The following is a 22,389-nucleotide window of genomic DNA, read 5'->3' as shown; positions in this document are numbered from 1 at the left end:
AGGAGAGACTTGAACTCTCACACCTTGCGGCGCCAGAACCTAAATCTGGTGCGTCTACCAATTTCGCCACTTCCGCACAAATTGTTTCTCACTTCAAAAGAAGAGAGATGGTGGCTACGACGGGATTCGAACCTGTGACCCCATCATTATGAGTGATGTGCTCTAACCAACTGAGCTACGTAGCCAACATGGGTTGCCGACTATACTAGTAATCAACAACCTTGTAAAGATGGCAGGTCTACCTGGATTCGAACCAGGGAATGACGGGATCAAAACCCGTTGCCTTACCGCTTGGCGATAGACCTGCAGGTGCTCTTTTCAGAGTCTTGCATTCAATCAAGCTGTTAAAGCTCAACCGAAGAATAATGGTGCGGAAGGAGAGACTTGAACTCTCACACCTTGCGGCGCCAGAACCTAAATCTGGTGCGTCTACCAATTTCGCCACTTCCGCACATTGTATCTCGATTCCGAAGAAAGGAGATGGTGGCTACGACGGGATTCGAACCTGTGACCCCATCATTATGAGTGATGTGCTCTAACCAGCTGAGCTACGTAGCCATCTTGTTGTTTTCCTAGCAGCTTACCTGTCTGGCCGCTGTGTTGGGAACGGGGCGCATTATGCTCATACCAGCCAATAGCGTCAATAGTTTTTTTGAATATCTTGAAAAAACCCGCCTGTTCGGTGCTTATTTGGACGAACTGGGCGTTTGCCATGCTAAACAACTGCTTTTATGCGTTTTAGCACCTGTGAGAAGGGGATATCTATAAGGCCGATTGGGCCGGGTTATTTGCCGCCTGGCCGATAAAAAGAAAGCCAGCACAATGGCTGGCTTTTGAAAGCAGTAAAAAGCGCTGGGCTTTATTAAACGTTGAAGCGGAAGTGAACCACATCACCGTCTTTAACGATGTAGTCTTTACCTTCCAAACGCCATTTGCCCGCTTCTTTCGCGCCGTTCTCGCCGTTGAACTCGATGAAGTTGTCGTAACCAACGACTTCTGCACGGATGAAGCCTTTCTCGAAGTCGGTGTGGATTTTACCCGCAGCCTGAGGAGCAGTTGCGCCAACAGGGATTGTCCATGCACGCACTTCCTTCACACCCGCGGTGAAGTAAGTTTGTAGGTTCAGCAACTCGTAACCAGAGCGGATCACACGGTTAAGACCTGGCTCCTCGATACCCATGTCAGCCAGGAACTCCTCGCGGTCAGCATCGTCAAGTTCAGCAATTTCCGACTCGATAGCCGCACATACCGGCACAACCACCGCGTTTTCTTTTGCCGCGTGCTCGCGCACCATGTCCAGGTATTCGTTGTCTTCGAAGCCATCTTCGCTAACGTTGGCAATGTACATGGTTGGCTTGAGCGTTAGGAAGTTCAGGTAGCTGATCGCCGCGAACTCTTCTTTGCTCAGTTCAACCGAACGAGCCATACCGCCTTCAGTCAGGGTCGGTAGCATCTTTTCAAGTACAGTGATTTCGAACTTGGCATCTTTGTCACCGCCTTTGGCACGCTTGGCTTGGCGTTGGATAGCACGCTCACAGGTATCAAGATCAGCCAGAGCAAGCTCTAGGTTGATCACCTCGATATCCTCGAGCGGGTGGATCTTACCTGCTACGTGAACGATGTTTTCGTTCTCGAAACAACGTACGACATGGCCGATCGCATCGGTTTCACGGATGTTGGCCAGGAACTTGTTACCCAGACCTTCCCCTTTTGATGCGCCCGCAACCAAACCGGCGATATCAACGAATTCCATCGTTGTCGGCAGGATACGCTCAGGGTTAACGATAGCTGCCAGGGCATCAAGACGCAGATCCGGCACTGGCACCACGCCTGTGTTTGGTTCGATAGTACAGAACGGGAAGTTCGCTGCCTCGATCCCTGCTTTGGTCAGGGCGTTGAAAAGAGTGGACTTACCTACGTTAGGCAGGCCGACGATTCCGCATTTAAAACCCATGGTTTGAAACCCTTTTGGTAATTGTTCGGTAAAACAGTCCGGCAGACTCGCTGCCGAAAAATAAATTCAGTATTGGCTACAGTATTCGGCTTAGACAGCTTTGAATGAATGTAGTCGATTTTGGGCTTTGTTTAAGCCATCTTTGAGCAAAATATCCATGCAACGTACAGCTTCATCAACCGCGGCATCGATATTTTCCTGCTCTTTGGCAGGTGCTTTGCCTAGGACAAAGCCAGCTACCTTGTTCTTGTCGCCCGGATGGCCGATGCCAACCCGCAGGCGGTAGAAATCTTTGTTGTTGCCCATCTTGCTGATGATATCACGCAGGCCGTTGTGGCCACCGTGGCCACCACCTTTCTTGAACTTGGCGACGCCCGGAGGCAGGTCAAGTTCGTCGTGGGCAACCATGATCTCTTCTGGCTTGATCTGGAAGAATTTCGCCAGTGCAGCTACCGATTTACCCGAGAGGTTCATGTAGGTAGATGGGATCAACAAGCGAAGATCCTGGCCATTGGTCTGGATCCGGCCGGTTTGGCCAAAGTACTTGGCTTCCTCGCGAAGGCTGACATTGTGTATACGGGCCAGCTCTTCTACCACCCAGGCACCGGCATTATGACGGGTCCTGGCATATTCGGCACCGGGATTTGCTAGGCCAACAAGTAGGCGAATATCGTTACTCACACTGATCTCTCAAGTCTAGGGGCTGTAAAATCGCGCGCTATGTTATATCAAAATAGGAAAAATTGATATCTAAACGAAAAATGCCCCGCACATGGCAGGGCATTTAGCTATGGGGAGGCCGCTGATAGAAACTCGTTACTGCTCTACTCGCTCAAGGGTGACGGTTTCGTAGCTAATTGGCTCCAATGTTGGGTGGTTCGCTTTGATGTAGTTGATAACGGCTTGGGCATCGGTACTGCAACTAAAGGACGAGTCATCACAGTCGATGCCTTGATCTTTGTAGATGACTTTGTATTTACCATTGTCATCTTCCTCAATGCGCTCGACAGCAAATGCGGTCAATTGGCCATTCACATAGGCAAGGTCAACCCGGCCGGAGCTCGTTTTCTGGGCTTCAAACAATGGCGTCCAGCCATCGTTGCCAGTTGCATTGTAGTTGTTCATCGCAACGTTGTAGGTGGTGTCGTCCTGCAATGGCGCCCAGTCCGGGGCATCGAGAGACCCTTCGTTAACCTCGATTGACGTTAGTGTGCCGTCGATACCCGCATTGTCCTCTGTGAAGGTGTAACGCAGGTTACCGCCGTAAGGGAATTTACCTGCGTGAGAGCCTGCAGGCAGGGTTGCGCTGACCGTGCTGGTGATTAGCTCTTTGATGACCGAGCCTTCTAGCGGCACGATAGACATGAAATTGGAAAATGGCAGTAGCTCGAGTGAGATGTTGCCTTCACGCAGATCACCCGCAGCAATATCGGTTCTTACGCCACCGGCACCGACAAGTGAAAAGTCAGCTTCTATCCCTGCAATGCTACTGACTTCTGTGGTTGCAGCCCAGTAATATTGACCTGCTGCAACGATTGGGGCTACATCTGAGCCATGTTTGTCGAAACCGTTGTCTCCTGGGCGGCGTTCGTGTTTGATCTCGCTAGGGGCTGTTGAAATGATTTCGCCGTAGGCTGCATCCACTGCTGGTTTGTAGTGGGTATCAATATGCTGGCGTAGTTTTTCGTGTTCATCGACAACGGCAATATTTTCTTGGCCGTCGATAAAGCTTACGACACTTGCGGTTTCTTGTTCACTGAACTTATTGCTCTCCTCCCGGGCCGGTGAATCGTAGAACTCATCGTTACTCAGCAGGGTGTTGTTACCATTACAGCGGGTGATAGCGCCTTGTCCATTGAAGGCGACGGTTGTTTTGCCGATAGCCTGGGCGTATTCACCAGCTTGAACCACGCAGGTCAGGCCTTTACCGTCAGGGTTGGTGACAATTTCGGCGTAAGTGCCGTTGTTGGCCATTCCTAGATTGGTGAAGTCGCCAAGCAGTGTATGGGAGTGGCCACCTACAATCAGATCGATGCCATTTACTTGAGATGCAACATCTAGATCAATCGCGTTACCGATATGGGTAACGGCAATAATTTTGTTAATCCCCTTGGCGTGGAGCATATCAACCGTTGCCTGAGCTGATTGCACCATATCTTTGAAAATAATATCGCCAGTATTTGGCGCGATATTAGGCATATCATCAAGCACTAAGCCAAAAACAGCAGCAATATGTTTATCTGCCGGCAGGTTATCAAGATCTGTTACCACTTCTTTCGTATTACCGTCGAAAGCATAAACCATATAAGGCTTGAGGTTTGTTTGATCCTTTAGATCGTCATCGTTACTGGTGTCGATGTTTGCAGCAAGTACCGGGAAGTTGATGGAATCGATAAAGTCATTCAATTTTTGGTTATCAAGATCGAATTCGTGGTTACCCAATGCCATTGCATCCAAGCCCATCTGACTCAGAATATCAGCATTCATTTTGCCTTCGTTCAATTTGAAGTAAGCACTGCCTTGCCAAGCATCACCACCATGCAGGAATAGTATGCTGTCATTGTTTTCAGTGGCTTCGGCCTTGTAGTTGTTAACCTCAGTGAGCAGGCGAGGGTGGCCCCCAAATTCGTTGTAAACCTTAGTTTTAGCAACTTTGAAGCTCGATTTTACCGGGTCAAAACTTGAGTGGGTGTCGTTAACATGAGCAATGGTTAAATCAAAAGGGGTATCTAGAAGTGTTTTATTGTCTGAGCTACTTGAGTTACAGCCTGCTAAGGCTAAACCGACCGATAACACAATGAGTGGTTTAGTAAATTTCATGCTTTGTCTCTTGTTGTAGGTATATGTCACAGAGGTGCTGGAATATATACAACAGGCGAGCAAAATTTTGTGATCTGCAGTTGAGTTGGAACTCTAATTAATTTACCTAAATTAATTTTTGAAGGTCGGGTAGCAAAATCAACATATTTTGTATTATTTCTTATAGGGTTATCTTTCTCTTGTGGATGAAAAAACGCCCCGCACATGGCGGGGCGCTGGATCTCTTTGGCTGTCCAGAATTAGTGCTGGAACATCGCCGAGATTGACTCTTCGTTGCTGATGCGACGGATAGCTTCAGCAAGCATGCCAGATAGGGTTAGCACCGATACACGGCCAGTATCTTGGATTTCCTGAGTTAGAGGAATTGAGTCAGTTACGATAACTTCGTCAATCACAGACTCACGGATGTTCTGTGGCGCACTGCCAGAGAATACTGGGTGAGTGGCGTAAGCGAATACACGCTTGGCACCGCGCTCTTTTAGCGCTTCAGCCGCTTTACATAGTGTACCGCCAGTATCGATCATGTCATCAACGATAATGCAGTCGCGGCCTTCAACGTCACCGATCAGGTGCATAACCTGAGAAACGTTGGCGCGTGGGCGACGCTTGTCGATGATAGCGATATCAGTGTCGTCTAGTAGTTTCGCGATAGCGCGAGCACGAACAACACCACCGATGTCTGGAGAAACAACCACTGGGTCTTCCAGGTTCTTCGCTAGCATGTCTTCTAGTAGTACTGGGCTACCGAACACGTTGTCTACAGGAACATCGAAGAAGCCCTGGATTTGCTCAGCGTGAAGGTCAACAGTCAGAACGCGGTCAACACCAACGTTTGACAGGAAGTCGGCAACGACTTTAGCCGTGATTGGCACACGGGCAGAACGGACGCGGCGGTCTTGGCGAGCATAACCGAAGTAAGGGATTACAGCGGTGATACGGCCTGCAGAAGCACGGCGTAGCGCATCGATCATAACAACCAGTTCCATTAGGTTGTCATTGGTTGGCGCACAAGTAGATTGAATGATAAATACGTCGCTACCACGAACGTTTTCATTAATCTGAACACAGACTTCACCGTCGGAAAAACGGTTAACTGTTGCGTCTCCTAGAGAAATGTAAAGACGGTCAGCAATGCGTTGGGCTAGTTCTGGTGTCGCGTTACCAGCAAACAGCTTCATATCAGGCACGGTGGAAACCTCAGGTTGCGTCCAAGTTGTAGTTACTGACAATCCGTAGAATGTGCGTTCAAGGCTGTCAAAAGGGGAGATGTGTTGACACCTTTTGCGACAAATCCTTGGAGCCAGTCAGGTAATTTATTCAGGGTTGCAATGGCCGCTTCATGGGTGCTAAATTCAGCAAACACGCAAGCGCCAGTGCCGGTCAATCTCGACGGCGCGTATTCTAACAGCCACGAAAGCGCCTTATCAACCTCAGGGTGCAGTGATCTGACGATTTTTTCGCAATCGTTTTCGTAAACCCCTGCCAACAGTGCACTTAAAGACCGTTTTTTGCTGTCCCTTTTTAGCCCCGGATGGGTGAAAATATCAACCGTAGCAATATTTACCTCTGGTTTGACAACCAGATACCACTTTTCTTCCGGCTCGGCAGGTTGTAATTGCTCACCGACCCCCTCGGCAAACGCACTGACTCCACGGACAAACACCGGTACATCGGCACCGAGTGCCAAGCCCAGCTCGGCCAACTCCTCGACGCTGAGATTTGTCTGCCAAAGGTAGTTGAGGGCAACCAGAGTGGTTGCTGCATCGGATGAGCCACCGCCAAGACCGCCGCCCATCGGCAGGATTTTGTTGATGTGGATGTCTGCCCCGGCCTGGATCCCGGCTTTCTGGCGCAGCATATCGGCGGCGCGGTAGATCAGGTTGTCTTCGGTTTTTACTCCGTCGATGGCGGGCGTCAGGGTAATTTGATCGCTGCTGTTGGCTGTGATGGTCAGGGTATCGCTGTGATCAAGAAACTGAAACAGGGTTTGCAGCTCGTGGTAGCCGTCCGCGCGGCGGCCGGTGATATAGAGGAACAGGTTCAGTTTGGCCGGTGCCGGCCATTCGGTGGTGCGGGTGATCATAGCGTACTCTAGTTAATGGTCCATTGATGGATGATAAGGGTAATGCTGGTGCCGGCCGAGCTCAAGACCATGCGCTTGGGTAGGGCCGGGCTTACCGAGTAGTCATACTCGTTGTAATCAAGTTGCCACAGTTTGTCATCGACACGTTTGGCTAGGTAGCCAACCCGGTTTTCGTTGTTGAGCTGGTAGGTATCCGCTGCTGTCGGCAAGCCAATCAGCCAGTCACGCATTTGCTCAACAGGCAGGTTGATACCCGTCAGGCTGGATACCAACGCGCTGGCATTGGTGCCTTGGTGAGTTTTGCCATTGTTGTCAACTAGGGTTACACGGCTCGGAGTAGCATCGAGCTTTAATAGCGTTGAGCCCAGGAAGTTGGTGAGTAGCAGGTGATCACTGTTTGCGGTGGTATCCCAGATCAGATTGGCACCAAAACGCTGTTGGCCCTTATAGCCCAGCTTGCCTTTAGCCTGGTAGCTTGAGAGGGCTTCAAGGGCTTGTTCATGGCTTTCCCAGTCCGTTTCGGTTGTCTGTGGAGGCTGGGTTGCACAACCTGCAAGCAATGAAAGGATAAGGGCAAACCAAGGGGCTTTACGGGGAATGCGGGCAAAAGGATGGCGGGCATGTCGCAATGTTGACATCATCGTTATCACTTTTTTAATGAGTATTGTTGCCAAACAATAGCGGTAAAATCTTAAGATTTCCAACTCCTTCTCTCGGGAAAAGGAAGGTTGATATCACTCTTTTTTTCTATCCTATGAATAATTGAATGCTAATTTATGTGGGTTATTGCCATGTAGATTCGATCTGCGTTCTTTAATTAAGTGGGGGCATCAAGTAAAATCCGCCCTTACATCATATTTCATCGGCGAAGTGGTACACCGTCTCCATGACATTGCTTGCACTAGGAATAAACCATAAAACAGCCTCGGTAGACTTGCGTGAACGGGTTGCGTTTTCGCCAGAAAAGATGAAGCAGGCCTTAGCTCAGCTGGAGGACCATCCTGAGGTTCACAGTGGGGTGATCGTCTCGACCTGCAACCGTACAGAGCTGTATTGCGATGTGGCGCAGCAAGGCCCCGGGCTCATGATTGACTGGCTGAGTAAGTTCCATCAGATCAGTACCGAAGAGCTGATGCCAAGCCTGTATTTCCATGAAGAGCAGGCTGCTGTGCGTCACCTGATGCGGGTTTCATGTGGGCTTGATTCGCTGGTATTGGGCGAACCGCAGATCCTCGGCCAGGTCAAGCAGTCCTATTCTGATGCCCGTGATAATCAAGTTATTCAGGGAATGTTGGAAAAGCTGTTCCACAAAACGTTCACTGTGGCGAAACGGGTGCGTACCGAAACTGATATTGGTGGCAATGCGGTTTCGGTGGCTTTTGCCGCCTGTACATTGGCAAAACAGATCTTCGAATCGCTCGAGGAAGCGACGGTGCTGCTGGTTGGCGCCGGCGAAACCATTGAACTGGTTGCTCGCCACTTGGTGGAGCAGGGCTGTAACCAATTGATTGTTGCCAACCGGACCAAGGAGCGGGCCGAAAACTTGGCTCAGGAGTTCGGGGCGGAAGTGATCAGCTTGCCAGAAATCCCTGAGCACCTGCACCGCGCGGATATTGTGATCAGCTCGACGGCCAGTCCGCTGCCGATCATCGGCAAGGGCATGGTCGAAAAGGCCATCAAGGCACGACGTCATCAACCTATGCTGCTGGTCGATATTGCGGTACCGCGAGACATTGAGCAGGAAGTCGGGGAGCTCAGCGACGCTTACCTTTACTCTGTCGATGATTTGCACAGTATTGTTGAGAAAAACCGTGAACAGCGTAAAGTGGCGGCGATACAGGCTGAAGCGATTGTCAGTGAGGAGAGTGCGGCATTCATGAGTTGGATCCGCTCGCTGGAAGCGGTAGACAGTATTCGCCAATACCGTTGCCAGGCAGAAGATCTGAAGTCAGATTTACTCACTCGCAGTTTGCAGGCGCTGGCCAATGGCAGCGATCCTGAAAAAGTGTTGGTTGAGCTCAGCAATAAGCTGACCAACAAACTTATCCATGCGCCTACCCGCGCGATGCAGCAGGCCGCCAAAGATGGCGAGCCGGAAAAGCTGGCGGTGATCCGCGAGACACTAGGGCTAGATACCGCAAAGAATTAATCCTGGCAGGGAAACCTTCCCTGCCTTTAGTGGAATACAGTAGAAACCTATATGAAACCTTCAATTTTAGTGAAATTAGAAACGCTGGTTGAGCGTTATGAAGAAGTCCAGCATCTGCTAGGTGATCCAGAAGTTATTGGTAACCAGGACAAGTTCCGTGCGCTTTCCCGTGAATATTCACAGCTGGAGGAAGTAACCCAATGCTTCCAGGCCTACCAGCAAGCCAAAGAGGATTTGGCAACTGCTGAAGAGATGGCTAACGAAGACGATCCTGAAATGCGCGAGATGGCGCAGGAAGAAGTCAAGGAAGCAAAAGCGGAGATCATCCGTCTTGAAGATGAACTTCAGGTTCTGCTGATCCCGAAAGATCCAAACGACGAGCGCAACTGCTTCGTTGAGATCCGTGCTGGTGCGGGTGGCGATGAAGCGGGTATCTTCGCCGGTGATTTGTTCCGTATGTACAGTAAATACGCAGAATCACGCGGCTGGCGTGTTGAAGTGATGAGTGCCAACGATGCCGAGCACGGTGGTTACAAGGAAATGATCGCCAAAATCAGCGGCGAAGCGGTGTACGGCACCCTGAAGTTTGAGTCAGGCGGTCACCGTGTTCAGCGTGTACCGGCGACTGAATCCCAGGGCCGTGTCCACACCTCAGCCTGTACAGTTGCGGTACTGCCGGAGATCCCTGAAGCGGAAATCCCAGAAATCAATGCGGGCGATCTGAAAATCGATACCTTCCGTGCATCGGGCGCCGGTGGGCAGCACGTTAACACCACGGATTCTGCTATCCGTATTACCCACTTGCCAACCGGCATCGTGGTCGAGTGTCAGGACGAGCGTTCACAGCACAAGAACAAGGCGAAAGCGATGTCTGTGCTGGCAGCCCGTATTATCCAGGCTGAAGAAGAGAAGCGCCATGCCGAAGAGGCGAGTACGCGACGTAACCTGCTTGGCTCTGGTGATCGTTCAGACCGTATCCGTACCTACAACTACCCGCAGGGCCGTGTCTCTGATCACCGTATCAACCTGACTATCTACCGCCTGAACGAAGTGATGGAAGGCGATATGAACAGCTTGATCCAGCCGGTTCTGCAAGAACATCAGGCCGATCAGCTAGCAGCTATGGCTGAGCAGAACTAATGACCCTGTCGATAGACGCCCAGCTTAAGTTGGCGGCTAAGGCATTGAGTGAAGCGGGCTCGGACAGCCCGCATATCGATGCCGCCGTTTTGCTGTGCCATGTCCTCGATAAGCCCCGCAGTTACCTGCTAACCTGGCCGGAAAAAGAATTGGATGCTGCCCAACAAGCAGCCTTTGAGTCTGTGATGGCAAGGCGCCTGACCGGTGAGCCGGTGGCATATATTGTCGGCGAGCGAGAGTTTTGGTCGCTGCCACTAAAAGTGGCACCCCACACTTTGATCCCGCGTCCGGATACCGAAAGGTTGGTGGAGCTGGCTCTGGAAAAACTGCCTGCCGATGCCTGCAAGGTGCTGGATCTGGGAACTGGAACCGGTGCCATAGCGCTGGCAATCGCCTCTGAGCGACGCGATATTGCCGTTACTGGTATTGATCTGCGCCCCGAAGCCGCTGCGCTTGCCGAGGAAAACCGTACCAACCTGCATATTGCCAATGCACGCTTTCTTTCTGGTAGCTGGTACAGCCCGCTGACAGAGCAAGAGCGTTTTGCGGTGATTGTCAGCAACCCGCCATACATCGACAAAGCGGATCCCCACCTTGAACAGGGTGATGTCCGGTTTGAGCCCAAGAGTGCCTTGGTCGCTGAGGATCACGGCTTGGCTGATATCCAAGTGATCAGCGAACAGGGTCGCCAACACCTAGAATCAGGCGGTTGGCTGTTAATGGAGCACGGTTACGAGCAAGGTTCGGCTGTACGTGGTATTTTAGACGCGCTGGGTTACCATGAGGTTTCCACAGCACAGGATTATGCTGGCCTGGATCGTGTGACCATGGGCCGCTGGCAAGGATAGAGAGATAACAACAATGTATACCGCTGTAAAACACCTACATATGCTGGCTATCGCGCTGAGCGTGACTTTGTTTATCTTGCGTTACTGCTTGATGATGGCCAACTCGTCATTGAACGAGAAAAAGTTTCTGAAAATCACACCCCATGTGGTGGATACCGTGTTATTGCTTACCGGTGTGATCCTGATTTTCATAACCGGTTTCGTGCCGTTCACGGCAGCTGGTGGCTGGATGACGCAGAAGCTTAGCTGTGTACTGGCCTATATTGCGCTTGGCTACTTCACCCTCAAGATGGGCTCTAACAAGGTCTTCAAGACCTTTGCCTTCTTCGGCTCGCTGGGCTGGGTAATGGCCGCCGCCAAAATAGCAATGACCAAAACCTCTTTCCTAGGATAACCATGTTACGCTTTACCGAACAAGAACTGGAGCAGATGCCGCTGGTGGATGGCGCGGTTGCGATGACAGAAGCGGTGGATCCGCGTTTCCCTGCTGGCTGGGTCAGCATCCAGTTGGAACGTCTTGCCCAGGAGGCCGAGCAGGCCTTGATGGATGAGCCCGATAGCTACTTGCGTCTTGAGGGCTTGATCCGCCTGTTTTACCGCGAGTGGGGCTTTATTGGCGATCACGAGCAATACTTTTCATCCGACAACGTCTTCCTCGACAAAGTGCTAGAGCGCAAGAAAGGGATCCCGGTGTCTTTAGGGGCCTTGTTCCTGTTTTTGGCGCAGCGTCTGGATCTGCCGGTTAGCGCTGTGGCATTCCCGACCCAGTTTGTCCTTAAGGTAGAGTGGTACGGCAGCGAACCTCAGTTTATCAACCCGTTTGATGGTGAGTACCTGAGCAAGCATGTTATGTCAGCCTGGCTGAAAGGCCACAAAGGGCCGTTTACCGAGCTGCGCAGCGAACACTTTGCAACAGCCGGCAACTATGATGTGCTGGCACGCTGGTTGACGGTGATGAAAAGCGCATTGCTGCGCGAAGGATTGTTTGCCGAAGCGTTGCATTGCAGCGATGTTGTGTTGGGAGCTTTCCGTCCTGGCGACCCGCACGAAATCCGTGATCGCGGCTATATTTATCAGCAGCTAGAGTGTGGCCATGCCGCTGCCCTGGATTACGAATATTTTATCGAGCAATGCCCTGAAGACCCAGCCGCCGAGTTGCTGAAGCTTCAGGTCAAAGAACTCAACAAAGAGCCGCTAACCCTGCATTAATTGCTGTGGGCTTTGGCTAACAAAAATTGAAGAGAGAAGATGATGGAACAGAAAGTTGTTCGCGTTGGCGATATCGATGTTGCCAATGATAAGCCGTTTGTCCTATTCGGTGGTATGAACGTGCTGGAATCACGTGATCTGGCGATGCAGATCTGTGAAAAGTACGTTGAAGTGACAGACAAGCTAGGCATTCCTTATGTCTTCAAGGCTTCTTTCGATAAGGCTAACCGCTCTTCTGTGCATTCGTACCGAGGTCCGGGTATGGAAGAAGGTCTGAAGATTTTCCAAGAGCTGAAAGATACCTTCGGCGTGAAAATCATCACTGATATCCACGAGCAGTACCAGGCCCAGCCAGTTGCCGATGTGGTTGACGTTATCCAGTTGCCAGCCTTCCTTGCTCGCCAGACTGATCTGGTTCAGGCAATGGCGAAAACCGGTGCGGTGATCAACGTGAAGAAACCTCAGTTCATGAGCCCGGGCCAAGTAGGTAACATCGTTGAAAAATTCGCAGAGTGCGACAACGAAAATATCATCTTGTGTGAGCGCGGTGTGCTGCACGGCTATGACAACCTGGTGGTTGATATGCTGGGCTTCGACGTAATGAAAAAGGCGTCTAAAGGCAGCCCGATCATCTTTGATGTGACCCACGCCCTGCAGTGCCGTGATCCAAACGGTGCCGCTTCTGGTGGTCGCCGTGAGCAAACTGTTGATTTGGCGCGTTCTGGCTTGGCAACTAAGATTGCAGGCCTGTTCATGGAAGCGCACCCGAACCCGGATCAGGCTCGCTGTGACGGCCCTTCGGCTTTCCCACTGGACAAGCTAGAGCCATTCCTAGCGCAGTTGAAGCAGCTTGATGACCTAGTCAAAGGCTTCGAAGAGATCGAAATCAAGTAACAAATCATATTGTTGCTGTTAGTAAAAAGGCGATACCTTTCGGTATCGCCTTTTTTATTGCTGTCGCTTTAGCGTAATGAGCTGTTCGCTTACAACTTGAAGCGGCTGATTTCCTGCTGTAGCTGGAATGATAGCTCAGATAGCTCAGCGGCTTGCTTGGCTGCCTCGCTGGCTTCTACTGCCAGTTCGTTGGACACATCACGGATCCCTTCGGTATTGCGGGTAATCTCCGATGTTACCGATGACTGCTCTTCTGCAGCCGAGGCGATCTGGGTAGCCATATCACTGATGTTGGTCACTGCACTGTTGATCTGAGACAGGCTGGCCGAGGCCGAGTTGGCATCATCGACACTGGTTTCCGCCAGTTTGCGGCTGTCTTCCATGATCCCGACGGCTTTGCCTGTGGTCTGCTGCAGGGTTTCGATCATCTGTTGGATTTCCTGCGTCGAGGCATGGGTACGCTGGCTCAGTACGCGGACTTCATCGGCAACCACGGCAAAGCCCCGGCCTTGCTCGCCGGCACGGGCAGCTTCGATCGCAGCATTGAGTGCAAGCAGGTTGGTCTGCTCGGCAATTCCCTGAATCGTAGACAGAATGGTATTGATGCTCTGGGCGTGGCTGTTCAGCTCGCTGATCACACCTGTCGCCGTATCCACTTCAGTCGCTAGGCTAGTAATGGAGTGCTGGCTCTGACCGACCTGAGTTGCACCGTGATCAGACACCTCGACCGTTTCACCGGCAGTACGGGCTGTGTTGTCGGCATTGCCAGCAATTTCCTGGGTTGCCGCCGCCATTTCGTTGATGGCGGTTGCCACCATATTGATCTCGTCCTGCTGGTGCTGGATGCGGGTGCTGCGCTCTTCAGCTTGAGAAGCGGTAACATGTGCCTGCTGGGTCAGCGAGTTCGAGACATCATTCAGTTTGCACACCATGGTATGCATATTGCCGACGAAGCGGTTGAAGTTATGGGCAAGTTGGCCCACTTCGTCGTCACTACGAGGCTCTAGGCGCTGGGTCAGGTCACCTTCACCGGTGGCAATTTCAGCCAGGGCTTCAGAGACTCGGGCCAGATCGCGGAACAGGTATCCCACTAGCGTGGCGGAAATCGCCACTACAATCAGGGTGATCACAATCGAGGTGATAATCAGCTGGCGCAGCAGGGTGGTGTGGCTTGCTTCTTCTGTAGCGCGATCCATCTCTAGGCCCAGTACCCAGTCTGTTCCCGGTACGGCAGCAAAGTAGAACAGCTTCTCTTTGCCATCGATAGTAGCCATCTCGATGCTGCCTGTACGGGCGGCATCGTCGATCTGCGCCATGTTAAGCTCGCTGCTGAAACGGTTGATCGGCTGGAGGATCAAAGACTCGTCAGGGTGGGCAAGAAAGGTGTTGTCTTGTTTGTTGATCAGCATGGCGTAGGCATTCTTGCCAACATCCAAATTGATCACATCATTGACCAGCTGGTCAATCAGTACATCGGCCCCGACGACACCTTGCAGGCTGCCGTTTTTACGTACCGGCTCGGCAATAGTGATCAGCAAGGCATTGGTGATGGCATCGCGGTAAGCGGTGGTGACAATTTGGCGGTTCGCACTAACTGCATCGCCATACCAAGGGCGGGTGCGCGGGTCATAGTCGGCACGGTTACGCTCTGGGTGGGAGCGGAACATCTCGCCAGCCGGGGTACCAAAGAAAATATCGTCGAAGCCGCCAGCTTTTCGTGCTAACTGTAAGTAGGGCACTACGTTTTCTTCGCCGCTGTAGTCATTGAACGAACTGGCGATATCGCGGCGGATCTGCACCCAGTCACCAATGCCTTCGTTGGCGGCACTGGCTAGGCTTTCTGCCCGGGCATAAATACCCTGTCGGGTCTGGTCAAAGAGTTGGTCGGCGGCGAGCCATGTTAATGCCGTTGCCATAATCACAACAGCAAAAAGGCTGGCGCCAATGAGTTTCTGTTTCAAGGTTAGCGTCATTGTCTTTATCTCAACAACAGGTGGGGGAGGTGTCTGCGAGGCGGATTCTATAGCGATTTTCTGCCCGTTGCACGGAAAAGTGGCCTTGGTCGAAAAAAAAACAACCTGATGATTTTTCATGACTTTTGGTTGACGAAAATAAGGATGTTTTCGTCAATATATTGACGGTTTATTGGTAGGTGATATGCGTGCTGTTGTATTAATGCTTGATGAGTTTATTGTGCTGGTGATGATGATTATTTTGGATGTTTAGACGTCTAGATGTTGACGCGGCCATTAACAACACTTAGTCTAGGCGCAATTTCTAAAATAGATGTCCTGTAGTCATCATGTCGAACAATACACAACAACATTCTAGCGAGCCGACTCCTTCCGCGTTGGCATTACTCCCTCTGGGGATCTTCTTGGCCTTGTTTATCGGTGTTGGTACTTACCTGACCTTGCAAGGTGTAGATTTTGCTTTCTACCAACTGCCAGCCCCAGTCGCTGCGTTGCCTGCGGTGATTGCAGCCATCCTGCTGAGTAAGGAAAAGCTCAACAAGGCGATTGAGCAGTTCCTGCGAGGGGTAGGTCATAGCGATATTATTGCTATGTGCATGATTTACCTATTGGCGGGTGCCTTTGCTTCGGTTGCCAAAGCCACTGGTGGTGTGGATGCCACGGTGAATCTTGGCTTGTCGATGCTGCCGGCGAGCATGATCCTGCCGGGTATCTTTGTGATTTCTGCCTTTATTGCAACCGCGATGGGCACTTCAATGGGCACCATTGCGGCAGTGGCGCCGGTTGCCTTGGGTATCGCCCAAACTGCCGGTATGGATGTAGCACTGACCGCCGGTGTGGTACTCAGTGGTGCGATGTTCGGTGATAACCTGTCGATTATCTCGGATACCACGATTGCCTCGACCCGCTCGCAGGGTTGCCAGATGAAAGACAAGTTCCGCGAAAATATCCGCATTGCCCTGCCTGCGGCCATTGCTGCGATTCTGTTGTTCCTATTCAGCAGCACGCCGACTGAAGTACCCGCAACTACGGACGTTGAGTGGCTGAAAGTACTGCCTTATATCGCTATCTTGGTATTGGCGGTGTCTGGCTTGAATGTTTTCGTGGTGTTGAGCATCGGTATTTTACTCGCGGGTGGTATCGGCTTATTCGGCACGCCTGATTACAGCCTGTCGACCTACGGCCAGGATATCTATGCTGGGTTCGGTAACATGCAGGAGATCTTCCTGCTGTCGATGCTGATCGGCGGCATGGGCGAGCTGATGCGCCGTCAGGGTGGCCTCGCTTACCTGACACAACTGATCAGCAAGGTGATCCGAGTATTCAGCAAGCAGCATTCTAAAGATCAGAACCTGCGTGCTAGCGAGTTGGGTATTGCTGGTTTAGTGGGCCTGACCAACTGCTGTACCGCCAACAATACGGTGGCGATTATCGTCTCTGGTGGGGTAGCACGTGAACTGGCGGAAGAAAATGGTGTCACACCACGCCGCTCGGCAAGCTTGCTCGATATCTTCTCCTGCGTGGTGCAGGGCGTGTTGCCATACGGTGCTCAGGCACTATTGCTGGGTTCGGTATTCGGCCTGTCGCCGCTGGAGGTGGTGAGCCATTCCTACTACTGCTTCTTCTTGGCCTTCGCCGCCATCGCAGCAATTTTCATCAAGCACCCGGCACGTAAGCTGGCCACGGCCTGATAGCAGCCAGGTCGGATTCGAAAACCGGAAATAATAGCAGAAGCCTCACGCCAGTGAGGCTTTTTTTTGCTTGTTATCCCACCGTTATGAAAATGCGAAGCCAGTATGGTGATCTAGTCAACATAATGATGAAAACCATACAACAGCGTTCACCAAATAACTTAAACTGACGCTTGTCAATTCTTGTGAAATCACATAATTAGGTTAAGGTGACCCCCAATGAAGGAACGCTTTTTCACCAAGGCAGCGCTAACCGCTGCGATTCTGGCCTCCCTGGCAGGCTGCGCGAGCCAATCTGACACCACAGCGCCATCTTGGCAGGCTGATCAAACGTATAAGCTAACCATTCTCCACACCAACGATCACCATGGTCGTTTCTGGCAAAACTCTTATGGCGAATATGGTATGGCGGCGCGCAAGACGCTATTGGATCAGATCCGTGCAGAAGTGGCTGCTGAAGGCGGGACAACCCTGTTGCTATCTGGCGGTGATATCAATACCGGTGTGCCAGAGTCTGATCTGCAGGATGCAGAGCCGGACTTCAAGGGCATGAACATGCTGGGCTATGATGCAATGGCATTGGGTAACCACGAGTTCGATAACCCGATGGAAGTACTGCGCAAGCAGGAGGAGTGGGCCGAGTTCCCGATGCTGTCGGCCAACATCTACGACAAGGAAACCGGTGAGCGTCTATTCCAGCCATACCAGATCTTCGAGCAGCAAGGCATCAAGATTGCGGTTGTCGGCCTGACCACTGAAGATACGGCGAAGATCGGTAACCCGGAATATATCGGTGGCGTTGACTTCCGTGATCCTAAGGAAGAAGCCAAGAAGGTGATCGAGCAGCTGAAGGCAACGGAAAATCCTGATGTGATCATTGCGGCAACCCACATGGGCCACTACGCCAACGGTAACCACGGCATCAATGCGCCGGGTGATGTGGCCCTTGCCCGTTACCTGCCTGCCGGTGAGCTGGATATGATTGTCGGTGGCCACTCCCAGGAGCCGGTGTGCATGGAAGGCCCAAGCATGTACAACAAGAACTTCAATCCGGGTGACGACTGTCAGCCGGATCAGCAGAACGGTACCTGGATTGTCCAGGCCCATGAGTGGGGCAAATATGTGGGCCGTGCGGATTTTGAGTTCCAGAACGGTGAACTGCAGATGGTTAGCTATGATCTGATCCCGGTTAACCTGAAGAAGAAAGTGAAAATGGCTGACGGCTCTAAACAGCGTGTGTTTATCCAGGACGAGATTGCCCAGAATGCCGAAGTGAAGGCCTTCCTACAGCCATTCCAGGAGCGCGGTCAGGAGCAGCTGAATATCAAGATCGCCGAGTCCAACGGCAAGCTTGAAGGTGACCGTAATGTGGTTCGCTTCCAGCAGACTAACCTGGGGCGTTTGATTGCTGCATCTCACATGCAGCGTGCCAAGGCTGACTTTGCTGTTATGAACTCGGGCGGTGTCCGCGACTCGATTGCTGGTGGTGATATCACTTACAAGGATGTGCTGACGGTTCAGCCATTCGGCAATATCGTAACTTACACCGATATGACGGGTAGCGAAGTGATGGACTACCTGAATGTCGTTGCAACCAAGCCGGTTGACTCTGGTGCCTATGCCCAGTTCTACGGTATCTCAATGACCGTAGCCAACGGTACAGTGAGCGATGTGAAGATCGGTGGCAAGCCGCTGAGCCTGACTGAGACATACCGTTTCACCGTACCGAGCTTCAACGCTGCAGGTGGTGATGGTTATCCTAAGATCACTGAACACTCAGGTCACGTGAATACTGGTTTTGTTGATGCAGAAGTACTGAAGGAATTCCTGCAGACCAACAGCCCGATTGACGTCAATGCGTTCGCACCAAAAGGCGAGATGGTTTACCGCTAACTATCGCGTTTAGTGCTAATGAACAAAGCCCTGCACATGCAGGGCTTTTTAATGGCTCCAATTTAGCCAAAGCGTCTTTTTTCTTTTGGCATCAATTGTGTTGGGCTATAGTGGCTGTCGTTAATTGGAAACGGAACCGGAGCGGCTATGACACCTGCTATCAATCTTGCCAAGAAAAAGAAAATCGCCCATACCATCCACCAGTACCAGCATGATCCGGCCAATACCAACTTTGGTCTGGAGGCGGCAGAGGTGCTAGGGCAGGATCCGAATCAGGTGTTCAAAACTTTGCTGTTTGCACTCAATGGTGATCCGAAAAAACTGGCGGTGGCGATTGTACCCGTCGCGGGCTTGCTTGATCTGAAAGCGGCGGCGAAGGCGGCGGGTGCCAAGAAAGCCGATATGGCCGATCCTCAAATCGCAGAGAAAACCACGGGCTATATTGTCGGAGGCATTAGTCCTTTGGGGCAGAAGAAACGCCTACCGACTTTTCTTGATGCCTCAGCCGAGCAGTACGAGACCATCTGTGTCAGTGCCGGGCGACGGGGCTTGGAAATCGAGTTGGCGCCTGCTGATCTGCTCACTTTGACCGGCGGGCAGTTTGCGCCACTGGCAAAGCGTTGATTTTCAATAATCTAGTTTTCCATAACCCAGCTTTAAGCCTAGCTTTATCAATATCTTGTTTTCACTAAAGGGGAGTCATGCAAAACATCAATTTGAATTTGCTGCGTACCCTTCAGGTATTGCTGGAAGAGTCGCATGTCAGCCGCACTGCTGAGCGCCTGTGTGTGACCCAGTCAGCCGTCAGCCGCCAGCTTACCCAGCTGCGCGAGCTGTTCGGTGATCCTTTGCTGATAAGAGAAGGCAACCGCTTGTTGCCGACTCCTAAGGCGCAGCAGCTCAAGGACAAGGTCGACAAAATCCTTGCCAGTTGTCAGGGGCTTCTGGACGAGCAAGATTTCTCACCGCAGCATTGGACTGGGCCGATGATCTTGGCCTCCTCCGATTATGTCGCCCAGTACATCTTGCCCGATATTGTCGAGCGGGTGCAGCAACAGGCACCGAGGGCCAATATCAGTTACCGTTTGTGGTCGCCGGAATACTTATCCCATTTGGCAGACCTTGATATTCAGCTGGTGTCCACCATGCTGCCGCAAATCCCCGAAGGCTTGTGTGGTGCCCACATCGGATCGGATTTTCCGGTGTGTGCAATGCGCGATCAGCACCCTCTGGCCAAGCAATCTACTTTGTCATTACAGCAGCTCGTCGATTTCCCGCATATGCGGGTCTCAGCCGGGGGCGATAAAGACAGTTTTGTTGAGCGGGAGCTGAGAGCGCAGGGGCTAAGCCGTGATGTACAGTTTTCAGTCCCATTCTTCAGTGCGGCTTTCCAGGCCTTGGTTCGTACTGATATGTTGATGGTACTGCCTGAGCACATTGCCCACAATATGCAGGCTTTGCTGCCGATCACCTACAAAGCTCTCCCGATCCCTAAGCCGGAGCATAGTTACTGGCTGATTTGGCATCCTCGTTACGAAAATGACCCAGCCCACCGTTGGTTCCGTGAGCAGGTGCTTACGGTGATGAGGGGTTCAATGTATTCGATTTAGTGGGAACTAGCTTAGCTATGATTTCAAATCATGGCTAAGATGATTTCTTTTGATTTCCTTGCATAACCTTCAGTTGCTAGAGTCGGTCTATCAGAAAAATTAGCTCTAGCGGATAGGAACTAACAATGACATTCAGTATTTGGCTTTCGTTACTCATGATATGTATGCTCGGGGCAATGTCGCCGGGTCCGAGCTTGGCTGTTGTTGCCAAGCACAGCTTGGCGGGAGGGCGCCTGCACGGTGTCGTCACGTCCTGGGCACATGCCTCTGGCGTCGGCGTTTATGCCTTGGTGACCTTGCTCGGCCTTGCGGTGGTACTCAAGCAGTCACCGACCCTGTTTAGTGTCATTACCTATGCCGGTGCAGCTTACCTTGCTTACCTTGGGGTCAATGCCCTGCGCTCGAAAGGAGGTGTTGCGGCTAAGTTGGCGGCGGGTCAATCAACCAGCCTGGTGGAAGCTGCCCGTGATGGCGCGATGATTTCACTGCTCAACCCCAAGCTGGCACTGTTCTTCCTGGCACTGTTCAGCCAGTTTGTGGCTGTCGGGACAGAGCTCAGTAGCCGTGCCATTATTGTGGCAACGCCCCTGCTGGTGGACGGCCTGTGGTATACCCTGATCGCCTTCGTGCTGTCGAACCCGAAAGTACTTGAGAAGCTGCGGACCAAGGCACAGCTGATTGATAGGCTCTCTGGCGTGGTGCTGATCCTGCTTGCAATGCGGGTGATTATCCAAGCGTAAGCTAGTATGAAAATATCAATGAATTAAACGCAAAAAGGAGCCTCGGGCTCCTTTTTTCATGCGTAATTGATAGCGAGTGCTCGTTTAGCCTTGTCGCTTGGTGTGACGCTCGCGGTTTTCCAGCTTGCGCTCTGGGCTCTTTTTTAGCATCACATAGAGTGCACCGTTGCCGCCGTGTTGGCGCAGTGCGGAGTGGTAGCACATCACATCGGAAATCTGCTCCAGCCAGGTTGCGACGTAGCTTTTCATCATTGCCGGCGGGTTGGATTTTTCACCCTTGCCGTGGACGATAATCACGGTACGGATATCCATCCGCTGGCATTGGCGGAGGAATTTAACGACTTCGTCACGGGCATCTTTCAGGGTTTTGCGGTGCAGATCCAGGCGGGCATGGATATCGTATTTACCCAAGCGGAGTTTGCGGAATACGCCTTCCTGTACCCCATCACGTTTGAATGCCAGCATATCATCGGGTTTGACCATATTGGCGTAATCCAGAGACAGGTATTCAGGATCGCCGTCGGACAGGGTCTGTGCTGCCAGGCGTCTTGCGAGCTGGGCTTCGGTAACTTGGTGTTTGTGGGTGACTTCGACTTGGTCCTGTTTGATAGGAGCGACATCAGCCATCATCTCTCGGAAGAGATCTAATTCATCGTTCTCAGACATGGTGTTTCAGGGTTGAAGGCATATATTTCCGATTATATACCCAAGTCTTTCCAAGTTGCATGTTTGAGCGATAATTGCAGGGTAGTTTTCAGGATGGGGATGGCATAAAAAGGTGAATGATGGAGCTGAGAGTTAATACTTAAAGGGAATGGAAATAAATCCAGGGCCACAACCGACAATTTGGACCCTGGCGCAAGCAGATGACATTGCGAAATGGCTCTAGTGAGGAGAGGGTGCTGACAGTACTTTGTAAACAAAGTACCCGCCAAAAAATAACATTAATCCCAGTGTGACAAAGATAACGATCATTGACGACAGGCCTACGGCATTACCAAATAGTAGATCTAACCAAAAATCCATAAGTATTCCTTTAGGTCGCGGGATAGTGGTCATAAGATAAACAATGCAGCGAAAATGTTGTGATGATCTGGATCAATGGTTTACGGGTTGTATTAACTTTGTGTTAACTAGTGCGGTTGCGATCACTTTTTCGCCTTGGTTGATAGTTCTGTGAGCAATTGGATATGGTTTTTTTTAAAAATGAGCATTTCTGCTTGCGTAAATTCTTTGGCTGAGTATTATAAGCCACCTCAGCAGCGATGCTGATTCAAGTAAAGAGTTTCAAAGGCTTTTTACTTATTTCGTCGGTGAATAGCGCAGTTTGGTAGCGCATCTGGTTTGGGACCAGAGGGTCGGGGGTTCGAATCCCTCTTCACCGA

General features: G+C 51.5%; 20 protein-coding genes and 5 tRNA genes. 12 read left to right on the top strand and 13 right to left on the bottom strand.

The features are described from left to right. Positions 1-108: 108 nt before the first annotated feature. The 10 genes from R2X38_RS26175 to lolB all read right to left on the bottom strand — a co-directional run bounded on the left by R2X38_RS26175 (position 109) and on the right by lolB (position 7,498). Positions 109-185: transfer RNA gene (locus R2X38_RS26175), tRNA-Met, on the bottom strand. Positions 186-230: 45 nt separating this feature from the next. Beyond that, positions 231-305, bottom strand: a tRNA-Gln gene (locus tag R2X38_RS26170). A gap of 61 nt (positions 306-366) precedes the next feature. Further along, positions 367-451, bottom strand: a tRNA-Leu gene (locus R2X38_RS26165). Between the two features lie 30 nt (positions 452-481). Then, positions 482-558, bottom strand: a tRNA-Met gene (locus R2X38_RS26160). 304 nt (positions 559-862) lie between these two features. Further along, positions 863-1,954 (bottom strand): redox-regulated ATPase YchF, encoded by a 1,092-nt coding sequence (gene ychF / locus R2X38_RS26155; protein WP_039458871.1) that lies wholly within the window; start codon positions 1,952-1,954, stop codon positions 863-865. Between the two features lie 90 nt (positions 1,955-2,044). Beyond that, positions 2,045-2,635 carry an aminoacyl-tRNA hydrolase gene (gene pth / locus R2X38_RS26150; protein ID WP_317525284.1) on the bottom strand — a complete coding sequence of 197 codons (591 nt, stop codon included), beginning with the start codon at positions 2,633-2,635 and terminating at the stop codon, positions 2,045-2,047. A 135-nt stretch (positions 2,636-2,770) separates the two neighbouring features. Further along, on the bottom strand, positions 2,771-4,774 hold the full coding sequence (locus R2X38_RS26145) for a bifunctional metallophosphatase/5'-nucleotidase (protein WP_317525283.1): 2,004 nt from the start codon (positions 4,772-4,774) through the stop codon (positions 2,771-2,773). 239 nt (positions 4,775-5,013) lie between these two features. Beyond that, positions 5,014-5,961: a ribose-phosphate pyrophosphokinase gene (locus R2X38_RS26140; RefSeq protein WP_146157111.1), complete on the bottom strand. Its 948-nt coding sequence runs from the start codon at positions 5,959-5,961 to the stop codon at positions 5,014-5,016. 32 nt (positions 5,962-5,993) lie between these two features. Next, complete coding sequence (gene ispE / locus R2X38_RS26135; protein WP_317525282.1) at positions 5,994-6,857, bottom strand: 4-(cytidine 5'-diphospho)-2-C-methyl-D-erythritol kinase; 864 nt, start codon at positions 6,855-6,857, stop codon at positions 5,994-5,996. Positions 6,858-6,865: 8 nt separating this feature from the next. Then, the gene (gene lolB, locus R2X38_RS26130; RefSeq protein WP_317525281.1) at positions 6,866-7,498 is read right to left on the bottom strand and encodes a lipoprotein insertase outer membrane protein LolB; all 633 of its coding nucleotides are present in this window, start codon (positions 7,496-7,498) and stop codon (positions 6,866-6,868) included. A 245-nt stretch (positions 7,499-7,743) separates the two neighbouring features. Between lolB and hemA the strand changes: the two genes are divergently transcribed. From hemA to kdsA, 6 genes are read left to right on the top strand one after another with little or no spacing between them, the layout of a single operon-like run. Beyond that, positions 7,744-9,006, top strand: a complete 1,263-nt coding sequence (hemA, locus tag R2X38_RS26125) for a glutamyl-tRNA reductase (protein ID WP_317525279.1) — start codon at positions 7,744-7,746, stop codon at positions 9,004-9,006. Between the two features lie 51 nt (positions 9,007-9,057). Then, positions 9,058-10,146 (top strand): peptide chain release factor 1, encoded by a 1,089-nt coding sequence (prfA, locus tag R2X38_RS26120; protein WP_317525278.1) that lies wholly within the window; start codon positions 9,058-9,060, stop codon positions 10,144-10,146. Further along, positions 10,146-10,994, top strand: a complete 849-nt coding sequence (gene prmC, locus R2X38_RS26115) for a peptide chain release factor N(5)-glutamine methyltransferase (protein WP_317525277.1) — start codon at positions 10,146-10,148, stop codon at positions 10,992-10,994. The genes prfA and prmC overlap by 1 nt, the downstream gene beginning before the upstream one ends. Before the next feature lie 13 nt (positions 10,995-11,007). Then, positions 11,008-11,388: a SirB2 family protein gene (locus tag R2X38_RS26110; protein ID WP_317525276.1), complete on the top strand. Its 381-nt coding sequence runs from the start codon at positions 11,008-11,010 to the stop codon at positions 11,386-11,388. Between the two features lie 2 nt (positions 11,389-11,390). Further along, positions 11,391-12,203: a SirB1 family protein gene (locus R2X38_RS26105; RefSeq protein ID WP_317525275.1), complete on the top strand. Its 813-nt coding sequence runs from the start codon at positions 11,391-11,393 to the stop codon at positions 12,201-12,203. A 39-nt stretch (positions 12,204-12,242) separates the two neighbouring features. Then, positions 12,243-13,097 carry a 3-deoxy-8-phosphooctulonate synthase gene (gene kdsA, locus R2X38_RS26100; RefSeq protein ID WP_317525274.1) on the top strand — a complete coding sequence of 285 codons (855 nt, stop codon included), beginning with the start codon at positions 12,243-12,245 and terminating at the stop codon, positions 13,095-13,097. Between the two features lie 89 nt (positions 13,098-13,186). On the opposite strand, the gene R2X38_RS26095 is transcribed toward kdsA, so the two are convergent. Then, positions 13,187-15,070 (bottom strand): methyl-accepting chemotaxis protein, encoded by a 1,884-nt coding sequence (locus R2X38_RS26095; RefSeq protein ID WP_317525273.1) that lies wholly within the window; start codon positions 15,068-15,070, stop codon positions 13,187-13,189. Between the two features lie 329 nt (positions 15,071-15,399). Between R2X38_RS26095 and R2X38_RS26090 the strand changes: the two genes are divergently transcribed. The 5 genes from R2X38_RS26090 (at position 15,400) to R2X38_RS26070 (ending at position 21,004) form a co-directional block, all read left to right on the top strand. Beyond that, on the top strand, positions 15,400-16,761 hold the full coding sequence (locus R2X38_RS26090; protein WP_317525272.1) for a Na+/H+ antiporter NhaC family protein: 1,362 nt from the start codon (positions 15,400-15,402) through the stop codon (positions 16,759-16,761). A gap of 219 nt (positions 16,762-16,980) precedes the next feature. Then, entirely contained in the window at positions 16,981-18,654 is a 1,674-nt protein-coding gene (gene ushA, locus R2X38_RS26085; protein ID WP_317525271.1) for a bifunctional UDP-sugar hydrolase/5'-nucleotidase UshA, read from the top strand. Positions 18,655-18,801: 147 nt separating this feature from the next. Further along, positions 18,802-19,278, top strand: a complete 477-nt coding sequence (ybaK, locus tag R2X38_RS26080) for a Cys-tRNA(Pro) deacylase (RefSeq protein WP_317525270.1) — start codon at positions 18,802-18,804, stop codon at positions 19,276-19,278. Between the two features lie 77 nt (positions 19,279-19,355). Beyond that, a complete protein-coding gene (locus R2X38_RS26075) occupies positions 19,356-20,264 on the top strand; it encodes a LysR family transcriptional regulator (protein ID WP_317525268.1) in 909 nt (302 codons plus the stop codon). 125 nt (positions 20,265-20,389) lie between these two features. Continuing rightward, complete coding sequence (locus R2X38_RS26070) at positions 20,390-21,004, top strand: LysE family translocator (protein WP_317525267.1); 615 nt, start codon at positions 20,390-20,392, stop codon at positions 21,002-21,004. Positions 21,005-21,088: 84 nt separating this feature from the next. Here R2X38_RS26070 and smrA read toward each other — a convergent pair whose 3' ends face one another. Further along, positions 21,089-21,670 (bottom strand): DNA endonuclease SmrA, encoded by a 582-nt coding sequence (gene smrA / locus R2X38_RS26065; RefSeq protein WP_317525266.1) that lies wholly within the window; start codon positions 21,668-21,670, stop codon positions 21,089-21,091. 219 nt (positions 21,671-21,889) lie between these two features. Next, on the bottom strand, positions 21,890-22,030 hold the full coding sequence (locus R2X38_RS26060; RefSeq protein ID WP_107350385.1) for a DUF3149 domain-containing protein: 141 nt from the start codon (positions 22,028-22,030) through the stop codon (positions 21,890-21,892). Between the two features lie 285 nt (positions 22,031-22,315). Here R2X38_RS26060 and R2X38_RS26055 point away from each other — a divergent pair. Continuing rightward, a tRNA-Pro gene (locus R2X38_RS26055) sits at positions 22,316-22,389 on the top strand.

It is taken from the genome of Photobacterium rosenbergii (assembly GCF_033022775.1).
Taxonomy (GTDB): Bacteria; Pseudomonadota; Gammaproteobacteria; order Enterobacterales; family Vibrionaceae; genus Photobacterium; species Photobacterium rosenbergii_A.
This window is presented reverse-complemented; position numbering and strand designations above follow the sequence as displayed.

Coding starts and splice junctions, on each gene's coding strand:
- ychF (WP_039458871.1), bottom strand. CDS start 1,954: ATGGGTTTTAAATGCGGAATCGTCGGCCTGCCTAACGTAGGTAAGTCC.
- R2X38_RS26145 (WP_317525283.1), bottom strand. CDS start 4,774: ATGAAATTTACTAAACCACTCATTGTGTTATCGGTCGGTTTAGCCTTA.
- ispE (WP_317525282.1), bottom strand. CDS start 6,857: ATGATCACCCGCACCACCGAATGGCCGGCACCGGCCAAACTGAACCTG.
- lolB (WP_317525281.1), bottom strand. CDS start 7,498: ATGATGTCAACATTGCGACATGCCCGCCATCCTTTTGCCCGCATTCCC.
- hemA (WP_317525279.1), top strand. CDS start 7,744: ATGACATTGCTTGCACTAGGAATAAACCATAAAACAGCCTCGGTAGAC.
- prfA (WP_317525278.1), top strand. CDS start 9,058: ATGAAACCTTCAATTTTAGTGAAATTAGAAACGCTGGTTGAGCGTTAT.
- prmC (WP_317525277.1), top strand. CDS start 10,146: ATGACCCTGTCGATAGACGCCCAGCTTAAGTTGGCGGCTAAGGCATTG.
- R2X38_RS26110 (WP_317525276.1), top strand. CDS start 11,008: ATGTATACCGCTGTAAAACACCTACATATGCTGGCTATCGCGCTGAGC.
- R2X38_RS26105 (WP_317525275.1), top strand. CDS start 11,391: ATGTTACGCTTTACCGAACAAGAACTGGAGCAGATGCCGCTGGTGGAT.
- kdsA (WP_317525274.1), top strand. CDS start 12,243: ATGATGGAACAGAAAGTTGTTCGCGTTGGCGATATCGATGTTGCCAAT.
- R2X38_RS26095 (WP_317525273.1), bottom strand. CDS start 15,070: ATGACGCTAACCTTGAAACAGAAACTCATTGGCGCCAGCCTTTTTGCT.
- R2X38_RS26090 (WP_317525272.1), top strand. CDS start 15,400: ATGTCGAACAATACACAACAACATTCTAGCGAGCCGACTCCTTCCGCG.
- ushA (WP_317525271.1), top strand. CDS start 16,981: ATGAAGGAACGCTTTTTCACCAAGGCAGCGCTAACCGCTGCGATTCTG.
- ybaK (WP_317525270.1), top strand. CDS start 18,802: ATGACACCTGCTATCAATCTTGCCAAGAAAAAGAAAATCGCCCATACC.
- R2X38_RS26075 (WP_317525268.1), top strand. CDS start 19,356: ATGCAAAACATCAATTTGAATTTGCTGCGTACCCTTCAGGTATTGCTG.
- R2X38_RS26070 (WP_317525267.1), top strand. CDS start 20,390: ATGACATTCAGTATTTGGCTTTCGTTACTCATGATATGTATGCTCGGG.
- smrA (WP_317525266.1), bottom strand. CDS start 21,670: ATGTCTGAGAACGATGAATTAGATCTCTTCCGAGAGATGATGGCTGAT.
- R2X38_RS26060 (WP_107350385.1), bottom strand. CDS start 22,030: ATGGATTTTTGGTTAGATCTACTATTTGGTAATGCCGTAGGCCTGTCG.